This window comes from Nitrosomonas marina (assembly GCF_900111605.1).
Classification (GTDB): Bacteria; Pseudomonadota; Gammaproteobacteria; order Burkholderiales; family Nitrosomonadaceae; genus Nitrosomonas; species Nitrosomonas marina_A.
On record NZ_FOIA01000007.1, the window covers coordinates 82,886 to 101,121 of the forward strand.

The window sequence follows — 18,236 nt, forward strand, 5'->3', positions numbered from 1 at the left end:
ATAAAGCAACAGATATGTATGGACCGGTTTGACAATATGTATACATTTATCCGGGTCGTTGATGCTGGCAGCATCAGTGGCGCTGCTGAACGGTTGAATGTTGCAAAATCGGTAGTCAGTCGACGTTTGAAAGAGCTGGAAACGCATCTGGGCGTGGCGCTGTTTCATCGAACCACGCGAAAGATGAATCTTACTGAGACCGGTCGTGCTTTCTACCAGCAATCCGTGCGTATTCTTGATGATTTGGAGGAGGCCGAGCACACTGCGTCCCAGGCGCACGGCACACTCAAAGGCAGCCTGCGTATTGCATTGCCGCTCAGTTTCGGCTTAATGCACCTGGGGCCTGCGATTGAAGAATTCTTACACCTGCATCCGCAAATTGAATTTGATCTTGATTTTAACGACCGGCAGGTCGATTTGGTGACCGAAGGTTTTGATCTGGCTGTTCGTATTGCAAATCTTGCTGATTCCAGCCTGATCGCGCGCCGTATTGCAGATATACATGCTGTGATATGCGCCAGCCCGGCTTATCTGGAACGCAAGGGAGAGCCCAAAACCGTTGCTGATTTGGAAAACCATCAATGTCTGGTCTATAACCTGTTACGCGACTTCAATCACTGGCATCTGCACGATAAGAACGATCAGCAAATCAAAGTACGCATACATCCTTATTTAAAAGCAGGTAATGGTGAGTTTCTTCGCGATGCAGCCGTTAATGGACTGGGCATTACTTTGCTGCCCACGTTTATTGTATACCGGGAAATTGAACGGGGTGAGCTGCGGCCGGTCTTGTCGGATTATCAATGTCCGCGAATAACGGCTTACGCTGTGTATCCACAAACCAGGCATCTTTCACACCGTGTGCGGGCTTTTGTCGATTTTCTGGCAGAGCGTTTCAAGGAAACGCCATATTGGGATGCCTGTCTACAGCAGACAGAACAGGTGCAGGAACCGGTTTTTCAGCCGCAATCATGATAGCGATCGACATCGTGCGTATGGAGAGGCACTATCTCTGTGGACACTTGAGATCAAGCAGATAGGAGAGGATCGGTATGCCTACAATACAACATGAAACTATCGACCTGCTAATTGCTCAATTCTCGTATAAAGCTTAACTAACAAATGTTTATTCTTGTTCAAAGCTGATCAGTGTAAACTGCATTCGGGCCGGGTCACTCAGTGACATTATTATATTTTTAAGTATTGTGGTTTCGTTGATGATAACCGACGGAATTTCCAGTGTTCGGTTTTGACCGGAAAATACAGCCATATTTGCGGACCCGGCTACAAGTGGCGTTACGCTGGCGGGGTCCAGCTCAAAGAGGATATCCGGCTCCGAGCCCAACAGTTGCAGGCGCACTGAATAGCTATTGTTGTCTCCGGTATCTACAGCAAAAGTTACCGCGCTTTCGTTAAAAACTGCAGTAACGTCGTGTAATTCGACAGCATTTATCAATACAAAATTTTCCACCTGGACCGGTTCAGACACGTCAAAGCCTACCGTAGGCGTGCTCGATAATGCACCACCAAAGTTGACGCGCTGTAGACCCGCAATCGTATCAAATACAGTCATGCCGTCATACAGAATTTTTGCAAATACGGTAAAGCCTTCATTCTGAGTGTCCAGAAATGCCGGAGGCCCGGAATTATCAGCCAGATTGACAAACCACTGGCTGGTAGCGCTGTCCGGATCACCCCCCAGCTTGGCCATCGCTACCGTGCCGCGCGTATTGGAAAGGCCAAATTCGTTTGCAACAGGTTCAAACGTAGTTACCGGCGTTACATTTACCTGAGAATTATTGCTGGCTACTTTGAAACCGCCTCCCTGAATGACGAAACCTGGTTCGCTGCGGTGAAAAATATTTTGCAGATAAGCGCCACTGTCAATATAGCGGATAAAATTTGTAACTGTCAGAGGCGCCTGTCGTTCAAGCAATTCCATACAAAAGTCACCCACGTTCGTGTTAAGACAGGCAACCGGGTTCGCTGTTGCCGCATTTGTACTGAGAACCATACTCAAGGCAACGATGATTTTTGTGAAGCTTTGAATTGAAGGCATGACTGACAGATTGATGATCATAAAATATAAAGATGATTATATAGATTCACTGCTGTATAGGAAAAACCCAATATATCCGAAAAGCGGGATGACATGCCAGAATTTTTCTGGTCCATTTTTTTGTTAACGATACCATTTTACAGTTTATATTAGCCGACCTGCAGTCCAGATGAGCAAGTATTTGTCCATTATGCCGGATCGACTGCCTGTTATACGGACATAGATGAATGGTAAATGCAACATTACGCGCAGCTGTCGTGTCTCAGGTATGCACTGATCATGTCGTTGCGCCGATAGTGTCGATAAAAGGCCTGTCCGTATTTCTCTGCTGAGCACCATTGGTACTGATTTGGCAACCACGTGCACCTACAATTAACCAGTGTGACCGGATAGTCTTCATGGCAAGAGCGCTGAATCTGTTTCACTTCGACGCCAAAGAACATTGCTCCGATGCTGTTTGTTTCCGTATCAGCTTCATCTATTCGTTTTTATACAAAAACGATCAGCTAAATCGCTTAACGCCTGGTTATCTGTCCGATCAGCAGATGCTGCATTAATAAACTGAAGGTAATTAACCGCCCTGAGGGTTATGTCCTCACGTTATTCCTAATTACAGGTATATCGGCTGTATATTGCTGTTGATCAGGTTGGCAGTCTGTGCGACAAGGATGAGATTGCCATAATAGCCGCCCGTACTCTGGCTGCAAAGATGCCATTTACCAAAAACAGCTCAAAAAGATCACGTTCGATCGAGAGTTTATCTGTTCGGAACACATTGTCCGCTGTAATTCATAACCTGCCTCTATTTTATTGATAATTCCGTATTTTTTGGAATCAGCCTTGTCATTCGTCATCACAAAGCAAACCTTTGCCATGGCGCGGCGCGACAATCAGATCACAGCCGGTAATTTGATTTGAACTGAATCGAACCATTTTGGGATATCAATCGTATAACTGATAAAACCGGAATTATATTGAGTGTTCTGAATGAACAGAACCTATTTTTGAGTTTTTTTTCATGTTTTCGGAGACCGTTAGCCAGTCAACGCCTTTAGCCAAACAGGTTTTCGGTATTGCCGATTTATGTCCACGGTTGTTTTTGGATCAACCATGTTGCAAATGCAAAAGGTTTTTTTCCGGTCAGATCGGTTCTCTGTTCTACGGGATTCATTATTTTGATAAGGAGATTATCATGTCTACTATTGGTGATAACGCACGATTGCTTTCAAATGACGTTCAGGCGAAGTGGCTGATTGAAGATTTTCCATTCCGCATTCAACTGGCAAGCGTATTCCCTTTTTGTCCGGTTGCCGGTGATGCACTGCGTTACACTACAACACCGATTCTGCAGCCTGGAGTCATGATCGGATTTGAAGAAGGAATTGTTGAAGACACCAAGATGCCCAATGATCCAAGCCGGGTCTTCACATTCGCCGAGATTGCTACTCAGTTCCGGGTGGCATATAAGGCGCAGGATATTTTTTCATCGAATGTCAACGACCAGGTATCTGTTCAAATGGCGCTGGCCATTCGGGAACTGCTCTACAAGTTCTGGATATTGTTCGAATCGGGGGATTCAGCAAATGCCGGTGAATTTGACGGTTTGCATAAAATAGTCGACCCGTCGCGGGTACTGGATCTCGGTTTTCAACCGCTCACGCTGGAAACGCTTGAACAAGGTAAGGAGCTGGTACGCACCAACGATGGCCGGGGCACGGTACTGTTTACCAACAGTATCGGTAAGCGCGCTATTCATGCGGCGCACTGGACGCGTGGGCTGACGCCGCAGTACACCGACATGATTTTTCCTTGTCCGCGGAATGAGAATCAAATGGAACGTGTTTTAACTTTTGACGGCGCGCCTGTTTATATCAACGACCTGAATCAAAACTTCAGCGGCAGCCCTGATAATCCGTCCGGAGAGCTCGTACATGAAAATCCTCAGATACTTGGCAGTCCGGGCGTAGGTGTCAATATATGGTTTTTTTCATTGGGTGAAAACAACCTGCATGGCATGACGCCCGCGGCGCTGGATACGGGACTGTTCGTGACACGTTCGACAATGCTGCCGGATGGGTCCACGCTGGTTTATCACGTAACAATGCCCGCCAGCATTGCGCTGGGCAGCGCCAGCAGTCTGGCTGTGATCAAGAACGCCGTGATTCCGGCACACCGCAGTCCATTGATTGACTTTGATATCCGGGGAGCATAACCATGGCCGACAAATTATTGACCGAAAATTTTTCCGGTGCGCGCCTACAGGGCGCGGTTGCGCCAGGAATAAAACAGTCAGTGTTGCGATACAACAAGGAGGCTGTCAGAACACTGTTGCAACGCGCTCCAGTGCCAGTAGAATTCAAGCAGTCGGCGCAAAGCGACCTGCCTGGTCTGCTATTGTCTTATGCTCTAACAGACACATGCGCTGCTGGCAATGATCCCTGTCCACATACGCTGGAAACAACGGAATGGGAATCGCCTGGTTTGTCAGCAGCATCGGGGAATAGAGACACAACGCAACCGTTTTATCTGACCGATACAATGGTCAACCTGACTCTGCTGGAGCACGCTGCTGCAGGGTTGCAATGGTTCGATGCACGTCCATTATCGGCGCTGGTCACGAATACGTGTTTTCTCGAAGCTTGTTTTCCTTCGCCTGTGTATTGGTGCGTTCCATCCGGAAATTGCTCACAAAAATTTTTAAACAAAAGACGAGGTAAAGTTAACTGTAACACTCAAGTGGTGATAAACATACCGAATACAAAATCCATTCCCATTTATTGGGTTCTCTTGGGATCAAACTGGACGATAGATAAATGCAATGAAAAACTTAATGAAGCTAAGGATTGGTTTGAGAAATATTGTATTGAACTGGATCTGCGTAAATTGGATGTCGATAAAACGATTGCGGAGATTAAAAGAAAACATGCGCGACAGAAGGCAATACAGGCATTGAAGAGTCAGAAAGACATTATTGCGAGTCTTGACGGTCCTCGAAAGAATCCGGAATGGCGTCCATATCATGATGCCGTGGTTACAATTTACAAACGTATGTGGCGGCATCTAAAAAAGACTGGTATATATGTTTTTTTCGTTGATGAATATAAAGCTATCAAATCTTACGATCGTATTGTAAAAGCTTCGGCAAATATGGGGAAGCTTCCGGTAATTCTGATAAGTAGCAAAGACATGAATGCTGAAAATGTTGCAACACATGAGTTAATTCATGCTTTTGGTAAAACTTGGTACAAGCACGAAGGCGGTGAAGAGTACAAGGATTTAAGTGGGGAAGATTATAAAGGAATGCCTTTGACCAGCCCTTGGAAAACACACCGCGATCTTACTTGGGAGCATGGAGATTGCGACAATGATATGGGGAATTGGCTGGGCGGAGGAAATCCTTATGAGTATTTTTTGGACTGGTCTGCCTACAAAGAATTTGTAAAGTGTAGGTCGATTAATACGAAATAGTAAAATAAGACTGTTTCATCAGTCATGTATCGCTATATGCAAGATTGCCTTATTGTTCTAATCCATAACAAATTCCAGACCTTCAATTAACACAGCGGCAAAAACAAGTGGTTTTTCTCCAACAGATTGCAGTGCATGCACCGATCCGGCGGGCCGGTGTATGCAATCGCCCGGGTAATAGATGGTGCCGTTGATTTCTTTCATCTGGCCCTGAAGTATGAACGACCATTCGTCGCCCAGATGCCGGTGAGCGGCAATCATTTGACCGGGTTCGACGTAGACCAGCCCGCAATCGGCGTTTTCGGCAATCTGCGGCCCCCCATCAAAATGGTATAAATGCGTGCCGGGAAAGGCGTTAAGCTGCCAGGTTTCTGCTGACACATGGTTCAGAGTGGATAAATGTTTTTCGATGGTTGCCTGGTTCAAATCAAAAAAATCGCATAGCCGTTCTAGAAAACCGGCAAAGCGCGTTTCGTGCCGGACGGAATGCAGGATGCGCTCTCGCAGGTTTTGTGGCGGGGCCAGTGGCTGTTCCGCTTCTGCCAGCAATGTCAATGCATGCTCGATATCCCGCAATGCTGATTTGTCCTGAGCGGATGAGTCGATTTCAGCCTGCAGCGTTTTTGCGTTTTTTTCATCGAGCATGCCTAATGCATACTCGATCAGTTTATTATCGTGGTCGGGCATGTGCTTTTTCTCCACTCGATTCCAATGCGCCGCGCAAATGCCGGATTGCGGCTGACAGCCTGGATTTCACTGTGCCGACCGGGATTCGGCATCGCTCGGCGATTTCCGTACATGTTAAACCTTCATAGTAACTCAGTACAATAACGGTGTACTGTGACTCGGGCAGTCGTTCGACAGCGGAACGCGCATACTGCCATTCGGCTAATTGATCCGGTGCCGGTTCGGTTGTCTGAATCGCATCGGATTCATCATATGCATCAGCCGAAAAAAATTTTTGCGTACGCGCAAGTTGACGCAGCCGATCGACCGCGCGGCTACGCACCCGCATCAGAATCCAGGTTCGGACCGAACTGCGTTTAACATCAAAATCACTGGCTTTGTTCCAGATTTCAAGAAATACATCATGAATCAAGTCTTCGGCATCTTTGCGGGATCTTAGTATTCTGTATGCAACCGCCAGCATTTGTGTCACATGACGCTCATATAACTGCGCCAGCGCATGGTGTTCCTTGTTTGCCATCTGCTGCATTAATTGTGTGTCAATGTCCACAATGCATTTCCACTTCTATTGAATGACAGAGCGCAACGTCCCTGAGCTAAAACAAACACGATCCTTATCTATATAACATGATACCGTTGAAGTCGCTATTTCGTATACTGATTTAACAAGTAGTTACGTACACAAACAGTTGCCGGTTCGTATTGGAATATATGAACTGTGCTACTGGTTCTGAGTTGATTTAGTGGTAAACGCTTTGGTTGCAGCGCGTTGTTTTCAGTTGTGTCTAATCTGGGCTGAGATAGATACCGGAGTTGGTTAAGTAACACATATTTAATTCCGATTTGATGAACACGGCGATGCTTTTGTCGACACTCCAAAACAGCAGTTTTTACCGCCTCTTACGATGCATGTTTTATGTTCAATATCGGCGTTCAGCAGGGAAGTAAGCAGGCTCAAATCCAGGGTGCAGACATTGTGACATTCTTCCGCGATTCTATGATAGACACAGTTGTTGGCAACGATTTCGGCATAAGAGTCAGAGTTATGTGCAGCGCTTGCATCATAGCCCAATTCCTGCATTATCGAGACTACTTCGTGGACTTTGTTCGTTAGTGAGGGGTGTTTGCCGACACGCCCAGTGAATTCCAGCGCGATTTGTTGACCTAGCTCTTCCAGGCAGGATTCCAGTTCTTTTTCACTCAGGTTATTTCTAAGCCAGCCAAGCAGGGTGCTGGCCAGCAGCGCGTAGTGTCTGGGAAAAAGTTCAAGACCGCTGGGGCTCAGCATATAGATTTTGCTGGGTCTGCCGCCTGTACTGTGCAGCAGGGTACTTTGAATAAACCCGCTGCCACCCAAGCTGGACAGGTGCTGATTAATCGCATTGCGGGATATGTCGAGCAGGCCGGCCAATTCATCGATTGTTAATCCCTTGCGATGGTGAAGCAAGACTTTCAGCAGCGCCTGCTGACGCTGCCCTAAACTCGAAATCGTGGATATCATGCTGTCATTATAATGAATTTTTTATTCATTTTTTTTATTAAATGTAGAGTCTTGCAACTTTTAACATATAAATATTGTAAAAGTGGTAATAGCTGCAGTATAGTATGCACTTTTAATTCTTTTGAGGGAGGTAAGAAAGAATGTTGACCTATGCGATTGTCATTTTTGCTATAGCGGCTATCGGCGGTGTATTTATGGCTACCAAGGTATTGTCGGGGCAACTGGCGCCTTGGCCGTTATCGATTGTTCATGCGTTACTGGGCGCAACCGGCCTGATTATGCTGATTATGATAGTTCTGGAGGGTTCCGCAGCGGGAGCGGTAACAGCGGCACTCGGGTTACTTGTAGTGGCGGCGCTGGGCGGTTTTTATCTGGCTTCGCTGCATATGAAACAAGTTGTTGCTCCTAAAAATGTTGTTATTATCCATGCTGGCGTTGCAGTCGTTGGCTTTCTTATTTTATTGAGTGTTTTCTTGGGATTATAAAAAAGGAACTTCATTATGACACACCCCTTGCATCCCGTATTGGTTCATTTTCCAATTGCCGCATGGTTTTTTGCAACTATAGGTGATGTTGCCAGTTTGTATTACGGAGAGCAGGTAGGCTGGGTTGCTGGGGTGCTACTGGTCATCGGGGTGATTACGGCCGTTCTGGCCATGGTCGCCGGATTGTTGGAGCTGGCAAGAATTGATCAGCAAAGTGATGCCATGAAAATTGCCAATCAGCACATGATTCTGGCAATGGTAAGCTGGTCGCTCTATTCGATCAGTCTTTTTTTGCGCCTTGATGGTACAACACTCATGCAACCCAGTAGTGCCGCAATACTTTTTTCGATACTGGGATTAATATCATTGTGCGCTGCAGGGTGGTATGGTGGCAGACTCGTTTTTGAACATGCAATCGGCGTTCAGCAAAAACGGGATAATTAACAGATCGTATCAAAAGTTAGATTCTTTTCCGCTGACCTGTTTTTTACAGCGTCGGTGCGTCATTCAAAAACCAGTCGACTGTTCGGTAGACTTCAGTGGTATTACCGGCCATATCCTGAACCCGTGCGTAGATTTCCGTATCCGGGTCGCTCAGCGCAGCACCGAGATTGACGATGGTCACACCGTGTTTTTCAGCGGTACCGGCGAGATTGTTACAGCTGCCGCCGGCGCCCAGGACGCACACGACCAGGCTGTTGGGGTCGATGCCGCTGCCAAGATCGACAGTGCCGACGCGTAGCTGCGATACGCTGCCGCTATCGGTCGATGCCAGATGCAGTGTCGGTTTCTGGGTATCATAGAGTTCGGTAGCGCCGCCACCCGGTGCACCGATATCGATCCAGCGAGACAGTGTCGCCAGCTCAATGGCGGAAATCGAGGTTGGATGTTTGGCGCCAAAATCGATATCATCCGAAAACTGCGCATCGGTGCGGTTATCGGTGCGCTGATTTGCGGCTTTCCAGTAGAGCAGACTGCCGCGCGAATTGAAGGCACGAAGGTAGCGTGTCAACTGCGGGCGCCTGAAACTCATGCCTGTAAATCCTGCACCTGTTGCGATTTGATTTTCCGGAGCAACGCAGCTCTGGTCTTTATCAGCAACCAGACACCACCAGGTTGTATTGGGCTTGTTATTTGCGCCGCCGGTGTTATTGAGCGCAAGTCCGCCCGCAGGTGAGCTGCCGCTGTGGCAGGCGACGCAGTGCTGGTCGAAAATGGGCTTGATATGTTGAGTAAATTCAATCTGGACGCCATAGCCCGGAACTGACAGTGTTTGAACAGTATCGCCACTTTTCCCGATCAAAAATGGCACGTTGCCTTCACCGAGTCGTGGAATGGTATATTCGGGAGAGGCTGCGAAAGTGGTTTCGAATTGCGTGCGTCCCGGTCTGGAATGGACATGACAGCCATTGCAGGTTTTCTGTTCGCCGGGGCGCAGGCTTTGCCAGGTCTGGTCGGTATTGAGCGTGCGTCCGTCACAATCGATGCCTTGCATGAGGTATGGCATGTTGGCAGGCATACGCACGAGAAAGCTGGTATCGGGATGGCCGCTGGCGTCAATCGCACGGCTGCCGTCGGCATGACGGTTCAATACCGGAAATTCACCAAGAATCGATACGCGCTCGCCGGCTATATTGGCAATCTCATTAACAACGTTTCTGTTCCGGTTGGGCATAATGCCCAGAATACGAACGCCGCACAGATCGTCGTCGGTGTAGTCAATGGTGTCGGTGCCCTGGAGATTGAACTGATGCTCGCCGAAGAAATGAATCCCGTTCTTGGGATGGGTCTCACGGTCAGTAATAGAAGCAGCGCCAAGCAGACCGAAAGGCGTGCCGGTTTCCAGGCTTGGATGACTGGTGCGCACATCCGCTCTTTCGATGATATCGGGATGGTCGACGCCATGAATATCGGCGTAGGGCACCACGGCGCGTCCCATGATTTCATGCCAGTCTTTTGAATCGACAATCATTTCCAGGTCGTCCGGGTGTTGAGACGGAATCTGTGTGGCGCGATAGAGCCCGACGTCGCACCCCGGCGTATCCATTTCCAGTGAAGTGATCAGATTCATTGCAACCCCACCTCCTGATCCACTGGTAAAAGGAGGCGCGATTCTGCCAAGCGCTGAGAAAATCTCATGATGGGCCACTGTGCTGCACGCGCCTTTGCCCCATGCAACCATCAGGCCATTATTCGGCAAGGCTGCCGGATGACCGAGTTTGCCGGCAAATGGCAGCGGGTCTGCGTAGTTCGGGTGCGTTACAGTTGGCCCGTTCATGGGAAAAGAAGGCATATCATCACTATGTGCCCAGGAAGCAAAATTAATAATGTCACGCGGTACAAAAACATCGGCATCGTTTGAAGCATCCTGGGGACCAATGCCCTCCTGCCCTTCAGGCTCCTGCATGACACCAATCAGTAAGCCGAGCCCTTTGTTGTTACTACGGTAATAGTCGGCAAACCAGATCCGTTCATCGGAAGTCTGGGTGATAAAATGCGCCGCTTTGTGATCTGCTCCAAAGTAGCTTTTTGCATGATCCCCACTGTGCTGTCCGTAGATCGGGAAGTTTTCTGCACCATCGGGATCCTGCACATAAATATGGAACAGATTGTCGATCGTGGTATGGGTACCTGCACCATTATTGGAATAACGAAACGGGAGTCCGCCGAATATCTGCCAGCTTGAATAGGCCAGTCTGCCGTTTTTGAGCATAAATGGATGCTGCTCCTGAGACAGTGAATGATGGCTGGACAGGTCAGGGTTTTTACTATTGACATCCATGGTCCAAATTCGGGTACCTTTCCTGGATTCGGTTGTGCCCCAGACAACAGTGGTGGTATGGTCATCTCTGGTCGAGGTAAATGCGATGCGTTGATTGCTGATGAACGTCGGACCGGAATCATAAACTCCCGGTGTAAATGGTATAAATCGTAATTGCCCACTCGGAATATGGTACGCATGTAGATGCGCGCCTGTTGTAGTCAGCAGCTTATTCGGGAAGTCATAATAGCCAAGATCCTCCGGTTCGGCATCCGGGTGTACAGCCTGTGAATGAAGGTGTTCCTGGTAAAATCTCAGACTGCCACGAAAAACTGAAAAAACGATAATTTCGGCATCGAAAGAGACAGCCGGATCGAGCGCGGCACAGGAATCAGTTGGGGTAGAGCTGGATGAACAGTCATAAATAATCGTTTCGGCACCGTCCGGGTTGCGGTAGATCAAATCACATGGGGCACTGAAGTCGCCCAGAAAATTGGTGATATCTGGTAAAACATCATAAATATCAAGTCCGCTCATGCGCCGGGTAACTGTTTGTCGCTTGCCATTCAGGATAACATCGGCAGTTACATCCATTTCGGTTGTTGTGCGTTCACACCGCGAGTACACAATTGCTTCCCCGGCGATAGCGTCTGTCAGTGCAGACAGATTCAACAATGCGATGAGCAAAGCAAACTTGATAACAGTCATGCTTGACCAAAGATGATTGATGTCAGTCGCCGATTTTTTGTATCCTGATTTCATTGTTTGCCATCTCGTAAGTCTATTCAGGCACAAACAGTCATCCTCGGTACGTAACGCTGCATGCTTTATTGTTTGAAACCGAGCTATCTGTTAGCAGATAGTTTAATAGAGTCATTTCAGTTTGCCGTTGTTCCTGATTGAAACTTGTTCCTGATTGAAACGATAACCTTTTGTTATGAAATTATAAAACAAGTAATTTAAATTTGCAGGAATATGTTCTTGTATAGAGTTCAGAATAAGGTTGAACTGGTTTAGTTGCATATGTTTCAGCTAAATTTAAATATTTCAGTCGTTGTGTAGCTGCTTGGCAGTCAAGTCAAATAAGACTGCGGTGATTATCTGAGTATGCGTTGTGGTATGCTGTGCGCTGCTTGCTCGTTGAGATCAAGGAAAATGGTATTTGGATTGGATTCGATAGTTCGGCGAGGAGCGGGGAGATACATTAGCCTGTTTATTCTTTATCAGTGTAGCTTGGCTGATTCTATTAAGCACATGCGAAAATACATTATTTATGGTGATATAGGCGGCACCAAAACTCTGTTGCAAATGGCTGAATGTGTCGGTGCCACATTTCGGGCGAACAGTTTACGTCGATACCGCAGTGGAGAGTATCGTTCATTTGCTGACATGCTCAACCATTTTCTGAATGAAGTTGGGTTCGATACAACAACTTGCAGTCCCGTCGCTGCCTGTTTTGCCGTAGCAGGTCCAATTGTCGATCAACGTTCACAATTGACCAATCTGCCCTGGTTGCTTGACGCAGCGCAGATTGCACGGGCATTTTCAATCGAATATGTAAAGTTGCTGAATGATTTCGAAGCGGCTGCTATGGGCGTTGATGATCTGGCACCCGAAGACCTGGTGATGTTGCAGTCAGGCTGCGCTCAACCGAAAGCAATGCGTGTGATACTCGGCGCAGGTACAGGTATGGGCGTGGCGTGGCTCATCTGGCATGGGAACGGTTACCGGCCGTTGCCGACAGAGGCTGGTCATATCGATTTTGCGCCGACAAATGCATTGCAGATTCGACTGCTTGAACGATTGCAGAACAAATTCCAGCGTGTTTCGGTTGAGCGCTTGCTGTCAGGAACGGGACTGACGCACATTTTTAAATTTTTGCTGGAAAACCATACGCAATCACCGGATATTTCGCAGTTTCAGTTGGATGAGGACAGCGGCGCGGCGATTACGGCGCTTGCGACCGAAGAAAAACACCCCGTTGCAATCAAATCCCTGGAACTGTTTGCTGAAATATATGGTGCTTATGCAGGCAACCTGGCGCTTGCGGGGTTATGCAGAAATGGCGTGTATATTGCCGGTGGAATCGCCCCCAAAATAATTGATACACTGCGGGGGGGTGCGTTTATACGGGAGTTTTGTCGTAAAGGCCGGTTTTCCGGCCTGATGAAGACTATTCCGGTTCAGGTGATCATCAATCCTGATATCAGCTTGCTGGGTGCCAAAAACGGTGCAAGGGAATTAATGATGACAAGCCGTTGAAAACGATATTCGAGTAGTAGATGGTAAACACATTGGCGACATGCATGCTGAAAGCCGACTTGGAAAACGAGACACATGCTGTGCCAAGTTAAGTGTGGATTAATGGAAACCAGTATACGCATTTTGAATCTGCTTTATCTCTTTGATGCTATCGCAGACGGACAGTGTCTGATGATTTTCTTCTGAATATACCCGCGCTTTGGAAATTGACAATGAAAAGAACGGAAAAGTGATTGTGATACAAAACAGATTAATACTTGATTACATGACTGAATGGCTGTGCTGAATTATGTTCTCTAAAACTACTTATACCATTACCATCAACCCTAAAATACCGCCCAGACTGGAACGTCTGGAGGAACTGGCCAATAATCTCTGGTACAGCTGGGACCGTGCTACACGCATGTTGTTTTCCAGATTGGATCCTGTTTTATGGAGCGCCGTCGGACACAATCCAAAAGCTTTTCTCAAGCGTGCGGATGAATCCGTATTGCTGAAGGCGGCAGAAGACCCAAATTTCCTGACGACTTACGACAGTATTTTATCGACGTTTGACTCCTATCTCTATGAACCGTCGCAGCGGGACAAAGCCAACGGATTGCGCACGAAAGACCAGATTGTGTATTTCTGTTTTGAATTCGGTTTTCATGAAAGTTTACCAATTTATTCCGGTGGTCTCGGTATTCTTGCCGGCGACCACTGTAAAGCAGCAAGTGATTTGCACCTGCCGTTTGTGGCTGTAGGACTGCTTTATCGTCAAGGATACTTTTCCCAGACAATTGATAATCAGGGAAATCAGCGTGCCGTCTATACCGATTCGGATTTTGAGGATCTGCCCGTATCGCCGGTTCTGCATGACGACGGCTCGGAAGTACGAATTCAGGTAGCGTTACCGGGACGACAGGTAACGGTAAAGATATGGATGGCCAAAATCGGTCGAGTAACGCTCTATCTGCTGGATACCGACTTGCCGGAAAATTCTCAACAGGATCGTGACATTACGCATAAACTGTACGGTGGTGACAAAACCATGCGCATTGAACAGGAGATTATCCTGGGTATAGGTGGTGTGCGCGCTTTGCATGAAATGGGAATAAAGCCGACGATTTGGCATATAAATGAAGGCCATGCGGCGTTTATGATACCTGAGCGTATTCGTATTCTGATGCGCGGTGATCTCGATTTTGACAGCGCCCTGGAGGCGATAGCAGCCAACACGATTTTTACCACACATACGGCAGTCCCCGCCGGGCACGATCATTTCAGCGAAGAAATGGTACAACGCTACTTCGAACCCTTTTACCGCGAGTTGAATATCAATCACGAAACTTTTATGGCGCTGGGTCAGACAGCCAGCAGCAAGGATTTCAACATGACAGCGCTCGCTGTTCGTGGATCGCGTACACATAATGGTGTCAGCAAAATTCATGGCAACGTCTCTGCGAAGATCTGTCAGGATTTGTGGCCGCAAATCGAGCCGGAAGAAAATCCCTTGGCTTATATTACGAACGGTGTGCATGTGCCGACTTTTCTGGCACAGGAGTGGACCGATCTGTTTGATCGTTACCTGGGATATGGCTGGCGGACGAAATTGTGTGACACAACATTCTGGCAACAGATTTATGATATTCCAGATCATATGTTCTGGAGTATCAGGCAGTCTTTAAAGTCGCAAATGCTGTTTGGTATCCGTGATCGTCTGGCTGAGCAAAATACGCGCAATCACGGTTCCGAGGCGCACCTTGACCGCCTGCTGAAATTCACCGATCCGGTCAACCCCAATGTGTTGACCATCGGTTTTGCACGCCGTTTCGCTACTTACAAGCGCGCCACATTGCTTTTCGAAAATCTAAACTGGCTGCGCAAAATCGTGCTGGACGAGGAATATCCGGTACTGCTGATTTTCGCGGGGAAAGCGCATCCAGCTGATGTACCTGGCCAGGATTTGATTCGTCGTATCAGCCAGATTGCGCATATGCCCGATTTTGAGGGCAGGTTGTTGCTTGTTGAAGGATACGATCTGAGGCTGGCCAGACGCCTGGTTGCCGGTGTAGATGTCTGGCTCAATAATCCAATTTACCCGCTGGAAGCCAGTGGCACCTCAGGTATTAAAGCTGGCATCAATGGTTCCCTCAACCTGAGTGTTCTTGATGGGTGGTGGGAGGAAGGGTACGATGGTCTGAATGGCTGGGCCATCAAACCGGGGCCTGAAAACATGGAAGCAGTAGTACGCGATCAGGAGGAAAGTCTGGCGCTCTATGAAATATTGCAGGATCAGGTGATTCCCTTGTATTACAACCGCAGCAAGTTCGGTTATTCTCCTGAATGGGTCAGAATGGCCAAACATTCAATGGCATCACTGCTGCCAGGTTTTAGTGCGTCGCGCATGGTGGAACAATATCTGAAAAATTTCTATTATCCGGCCAGTCGTCAGAATGATCGCTACAGATCGGATCAATTTTCAGGCGCACGAGAGATTGCTGCGTGGAAGTCGCGAATTAGAAGCGCCTGGCATGGTGTTGAAATACGCCGCCTGGATATACCGCCTACGAGAGCCTGTTTTAATGATATTCTGCATTTTAAAGTTGCGGCCAAACTGAACGGATTAACACCTGAAGATGTGATCGTTGAGATGCTGATCTCCCGGCAGTACAAGAAAACACGGCTCAGCAATTTTAATCATTTCAGCTTTGAATATACCGGCATCCAAGAGCAGGACGCGCATATTTTTGAGCTAAGATTGTCTCCCGAGCTTTGCGGCAAACAGGAATATTTTATACGTATTTATCCGTATCATACTTTACTGACTCATCCGCTGGAGATGGGTATGATGGTCTGGATGTAAGCGGTTTCGCTTAAGACGCCCGAAAAAACGGTCTTGCAAATCACTGCAATGACTGTTTAAATTTCAACTGCGGGTTTGACAATCAGCCCATTTGCCCAATACTGATAAATATTGTGGCGTTTGTATCGTCACCGTGTTTCTGATCCGATAATGCTATAACAAGAAGGAGGCATCATCTATGACAACGCTTGACGCCGCTCCCACAGGCACAGCATCAGAATCAGAAAATCGTCCCGGTCCATTTTTCATTAAAGATTGCGCGCTGGTTGCGCTGGCGACCGGCAGAAGAGCGCGCATGTTGCAGGAATTCAGAAACGAAATCACCCAGATTGATGAATCCAGCATTTATCATCATTATTGGGGTGGTCTTCTGCAGGCTCGCTTTGAAGAACGTGAATTCAACAATGACTTTGCTGCATGGATTCGCCATGGCATACACGACGCCATGCTTGCCGAACGGCTCGCTGCATTGGATCCAACTGATTTTGCAGATCTTGATTTGTTACGCCATGAAATCATTGAGCTGATTGACATGCGTCTGGACGAATGTGAAAGCCTGCTCTGGATGCGCGCGACCCAGCAGTTCGAATTTATACGATCGCAGATTATCGTTTTTGACACTGAACGGTGCTTGCAGCAGCCGGCCGAGCTGGCATCAACGATAGAGCAATTCTCGACCAGCAGCATTTTTTATCATTTTATTGATGCGCGCAGGCGAACCCAGCACCGGTGCGATGATTTCAGCGACTGGCTCGCGGGCTTTGGTACCCAGTTCAATGGATTACGAAAGCATATTGCGGGTATAGATCCTTATTTTGGCAGCCTGGCCGAATTGCGTATTCAACTCGCACAACTGTTTCAGACATATTTTCAGGAGCCGGTTCATGAGCCTGCTGGATGATTATGCACAAATTAGCGGGAATGATGTCATTGCCCACTTGCAGCAGCTTGCAGCGCCCTTTCACGGTGCTAGAGTTGTACACGTCAATTCCACACGTGTAGGCGGTGGGGTTGCCGAGATTCTGACGAAAATGATACCGCTCATGCAGGAACTCGGTATTAATGCAAGCTGGGAAGTGATTACCGGAGAAAGTCAGTTTTATGAATGCACTAAGGGCATGCATAATACCCTGCAAGGTAATCAGATTCATTTGAGCGACAAGTTGCTTGGTGTCTATGAGAGAACGAATGCAGAGAACGCTGAAGCGTTGCGCGAATCGCTCACGGAAGCTGATTTTGTCTTTATTCATGATCCTCAGCCGGCTGCGTTGCTGCAGCATTTTCCTAATCGTAAAGGCAAATGGATCTGGCGTTGTCATATTGACGCCAGCCATCCTTATCGGCCGGTCTGGAAGTATTTGCGGAAATTCATTGTGCCGTATGATGCCAGTATTTTCTCTCTGGCTGCTTTCGCTCATGAATTGCCTCATCCGATTTATCTGATACCACCCAGCATTGACCCGCTCAGTGACAAAAATATCGAATTGGAACCCGGTGCAGTTCGACAGGTGTATGAAAAATATACACTGGATCCCGAGCGTCCTTTGATACTTCAGGTGTCCCGTTTTGACCGTTTCAAGGACCCTATTGGAGTAATCGAGGCTTATCAGCTGGCCAAAAAATATCTGCCCTCGCTGCAACTGGTATTGGCGGGTGGCGAAGCAACGGATGATCCTGAGGGTGGGGTGGTGCTTGGCGAAGTGCAGGAAGCTGCGTACGGCGATCCTGATATCAATATTCTTTTGCTGCCATCCGATGCGCATCTGGAAATAAATGCGCTACAACGTGCAGCGGACATCGTACTACAAAAATCAATTCGTGAAGGTTTCGGTCTGACTGTCACTGAAGCTATGTGGAAAGGCAAACCCGTAATCGGCGGTGATGTGGGCGGTATTCGATTGCAGGTAATTAACCACCATACCGGTTTTCTTGCGAGTACGCCAGAAGGTGCCGCCCTGCGTATCCGCTACCTGTTGTACCAGCCGGCAAAAATTCGTGAAATGGGTGAGAAAGCCAGAGTTTTTGTGCGCGACAATTTTCTCATTACCCGCCATTTGCGCGAATACCTGGCGCTAATGGTCGCGTTGCTATATGAATCGCAGGACCGTATAGAGCTGTCCTGCTCGAGCCTGAATCAGGAAATTCGTGATTTATGAAGCCATAATACT

At 47.8% G+C, this 18,236-nt stretch carries 15 protein-coding genes; 9 read left to right on the top strand and 6 right to left on the bottom strand.

Annotation, left to right across the window (positions count from 1 at the left end; genetic code table 11):
- Window positions 1-36 precede the first annotated feature (36 nt).
- Window positions 37-975, top strand: a complete 939-nt coding sequence (locus BMY62_RS04805) for a LysR family transcriptional regulator (RefSeq protein ID WP_256207423.1) — start codon at window positions 37-39, stop codon at window positions 973-975.
- A 151-nt stretch (window positions 976-1,126) separates the two neighbouring features.
- Here BMY62_RS04805 and BMY62_RS04810 read toward each other — a convergent pair whose 3' ends face one another.
- Window positions 1,127-2,059 (bottom strand): peptidylprolyl isomerase, encoded by a 933-nt coding sequence (locus tag BMY62_RS04810; protein WP_218142935.1) that lies wholly within the window; start codon window positions 2,057-2,059, stop codon window positions 1,127-1,129.
- A 277-nt stretch (window positions 2,060-2,336) separates the two neighbouring features.
- A complete protein-coding gene (locus BMY62_RS16465) occupies window positions 2,337-2,459 on the bottom strand; it encodes a hypothetical protein (protein ID WP_256207424.1) in 123 nt (40 codons plus the stop codon).
- A 792-nt stretch (window positions 2,460-3,251) separates the two neighbouring features.
- Here BMY62_RS16465 and BMY62_RS04815 point away from each other — a divergent pair.
- Window positions 3,252-4,271, top strand: coding sequence for a hypothetical protein (locus BMY62_RS04815; RefSeq protein WP_143058755.1), 1,020 nt, complete (start codon window positions 3,252-3,254; stop codon window positions 4,269-4,271).
- 2 nt (window positions 4,272-4,273) lie between these two features.
- Window positions 4,274-5,527, top strand: a complete 1,254-nt coding sequence (locus tag BMY62_RS04820) for a hypothetical protein (protein WP_090657209.1) — start codon at window positions 4,274-4,276, stop codon at window positions 5,525-5,527.
- Window positions 5,528-5,584: 57 nt separating this feature from the next.
- Here BMY62_RS04820 and BMY62_RS04825 read toward each other — a convergent pair whose 3' ends face one another.
- The 3 genes from BMY62_RS04825 to BMY62_RS04835 form a co-directional block, all read right to left on the bottom strand.
- A complete protein-coding gene (locus BMY62_RS04825; RefSeq protein WP_090657211.1) occupies window positions 5,585-6,214 on the bottom strand; it encodes a cupin domain-containing protein in 630 nt (209 codons plus the stop codon).
- A complete protein-coding gene (locus tag BMY62_RS04830; protein WP_143058756.1) occupies window positions 6,198-6,764 on the bottom strand; it encodes an RNA polymerase sigma factor in 567 nt (188 codons plus the stop codon). Before BMY62_RS04830 ends, BMY62_RS04825 begins: the two co-directional genes overlap by 17 nt.
- Window positions 6,765-7,046: 282 nt before the next feature.
- The gene (locus BMY62_RS04835) at window positions 7,047-7,715 is read right to left on the bottom strand and encodes a helix-turn-helix transcriptional regulator (protein WP_090657215.1); all 669 of its coding nucleotides are present in this window, start codon (window positions 7,713-7,715) and stop codon (window positions 7,047-7,049) included.
- Between the two features lie 140 nt (window positions 7,716-7,855).
- Here BMY62_RS04835 and BMY62_RS04840 point away from each other — a divergent pair, with 140 nt between their 5' ends.
- Both BMY62_RS04840 and BMY62_RS04845 read left to right on the top strand, forming a co-directional pair.
- Entirely contained in the window at window positions 7,856-8,200 is a 345-nt protein-coding gene (locus tag BMY62_RS04840; protein WP_090657217.1) for a hypothetical protein, read from the top strand.
- 15 nt (window positions 8,201-8,215) lie between these two features.
- A complete protein-coding gene (locus BMY62_RS04845; RefSeq protein ID WP_090657219.1) occupies window positions 8,216-8,644 on the top strand; it encodes a DUF2231 domain-containing protein in 429 nt (142 codons plus the stop codon).
- A gap of 43 nt (window positions 8,645-8,687) precedes the next feature.
- On the opposite strand, the gene BMY62_RS04850 is transcribed toward BMY62_RS04845, so the two are convergent.
- Window positions 8,688-11,723 carry an HzsA-related protein gene (locus BMY62_RS04850; protein WP_090657221.1) on the bottom strand — a complete coding sequence of 1,012 codons (3,036 nt, stop codon included), beginning with the start codon at window positions 11,721-11,723 and terminating at the stop codon, window positions 8,688-8,690.
- 492 nt (window positions 11,724-12,215) lie between these two features.
- Here BMY62_RS04850 and glk point away from each other — a divergent pair, with 492 nt between their 5' ends.
- The 4 genes from glk (at window position 12,216) to BMY62_RS04870 (ending at window position 18,224) form a co-directional block, all read left to right on the top strand.
- Window positions 12,216-13,223 carry a glucokinase gene (gene glk / locus BMY62_RS04855; protein ID WP_090657223.1) on the top strand — a complete coding sequence of 336 codons (1,008 nt, stop codon included), beginning with the start codon at window positions 12,216-12,218 and terminating at the stop codon, window positions 13,221-13,223.
- A gap of 289 nt (window positions 13,224-13,512) precedes the next feature.
- Window positions 13,513-16,068: an alpha-glucan family phosphorylase gene (glgP, locus tag BMY62_RS04860; protein ID WP_090657226.1), complete on the top strand. Its 2,556-nt coding sequence runs from the start codon at window positions 13,513-13,515 to the stop codon at window positions 16,066-16,068.
- A gap of 178 nt (window positions 16,069-16,246) precedes the next feature.
- Window positions 16,247-16,969, top strand: coding sequence for a DUF5752 family protein (locus BMY62_RS04865; RefSeq protein ID WP_090657229.1), 723 nt, complete (start codon window positions 16,247-16,249; stop codon window positions 16,967-16,969).
- On the top strand, window positions 16,953-18,224 hold the full coding sequence (locus BMY62_RS04870) for a glycosyltransferase (protein ID WP_090657231.1): 1,272 nt from the start codon (window positions 16,953-16,955) through the stop codon (window positions 18,222-18,224). The genes BMY62_RS04865 and BMY62_RS04870 overlap by 17 nt, the downstream gene beginning before the upstream one ends.
- Window positions 18,225-18,236: the final 12 nt, after the last annotated feature.

Excerpts from the sequence above, each read along its gene's own strand:
- BMY62_RS04820 (WP_090657209.1), top strand. The coding sequence starts at position 4,274 with ATGGCCGACAAATTATTGACCGAAAATTTTTCCGGTGCGCGCCTACAG.
- BMY62_RS04840 (WP_090657217.1), top strand. The coding sequence starts at position 7,856 with ATGTTGACCTATGCGATTGTCATTTTTGCTATAGCGGCTATCGGCGGT.
- glk (WP_090657223.1), top strand. The coding sequence starts at position 12,216 with ATGCGAAAATACATTATTTATGGTGATATAGGCGGCACCAAAACTCTG.
- glgP (WP_090657226.1), top strand. The coding sequence starts at position 13,513 with ATGTTCTCTAAAACTACTTATACCATTACCATCAACCCTAAAATACCG.
- BMY62_RS04835 (WP_090657215.1), bottom strand. The coding sequence starts at position 7,715 with ATGATATCCACGATTTCGAGTTTAGGGCAGCGTCAGCAGGCGCTGCTG.
- BMY62_RS04815 (WP_143058755.1), top strand. The coding sequence starts at position 3,252 with ATGTCTACTATTGGTGATAACGCACGATTGCTTTCAAATGACGTTCAG.
- BMY62_RS04870 (WP_090657231.1), top strand. The coding sequence starts at position 16,953 with ATGAGCCTGCTGGATGATTATGCACAAATTAGCGGGAATGATGTCATT.
- BMY62_RS04825 (WP_090657211.1), bottom strand. The coding sequence starts at position 6,214 with ATGCCCGACCACGATAATAAACTGATCGAGTATGCATTAGGCATGCTC.
- BMY62_RS04845 (WP_090657219.1), top strand. The coding sequence starts at position 8,216 with ATGACACACCCCTTGCATCCCGTATTGGTTCATTTTCCAATTGCCGCA.
- BMY62_RS04810 (WP_218142935.1), bottom strand. The coding sequence starts at position 2,059 with ATGCCTTCAATTCAAAGCTTCACAAAAATCATCGTTGCCTTGAGTATG.
- BMY62_RS16465 (WP_256207424.1), bottom strand. The coding sequence starts at position 2,459 with ATGAAGACTATCCGGTCACACTGGTTAATTGTAGGTGCACGTGGTTGC.
- BMY62_RS04805 (WP_256207423.1), top strand. The coding sequence starts at position 37 with ATGTATACATTTATCCGGGTCGTTGATGCTGGCAGCATCAGTGGCGCT.
- BMY62_RS04850 (WP_090657221.1), bottom strand. The coding sequence starts at position 11,723 with ATGAAATCAGGATACAAAAAATCGGCGACTGACATCAATCATCTTTGG.
- BMY62_RS04865 (WP_090657229.1), top strand. The coding sequence starts at position 16,247 with ATGACAACGCTTGACGCCGCTCCCACAGGCACAGCATCAGAATCAGAA.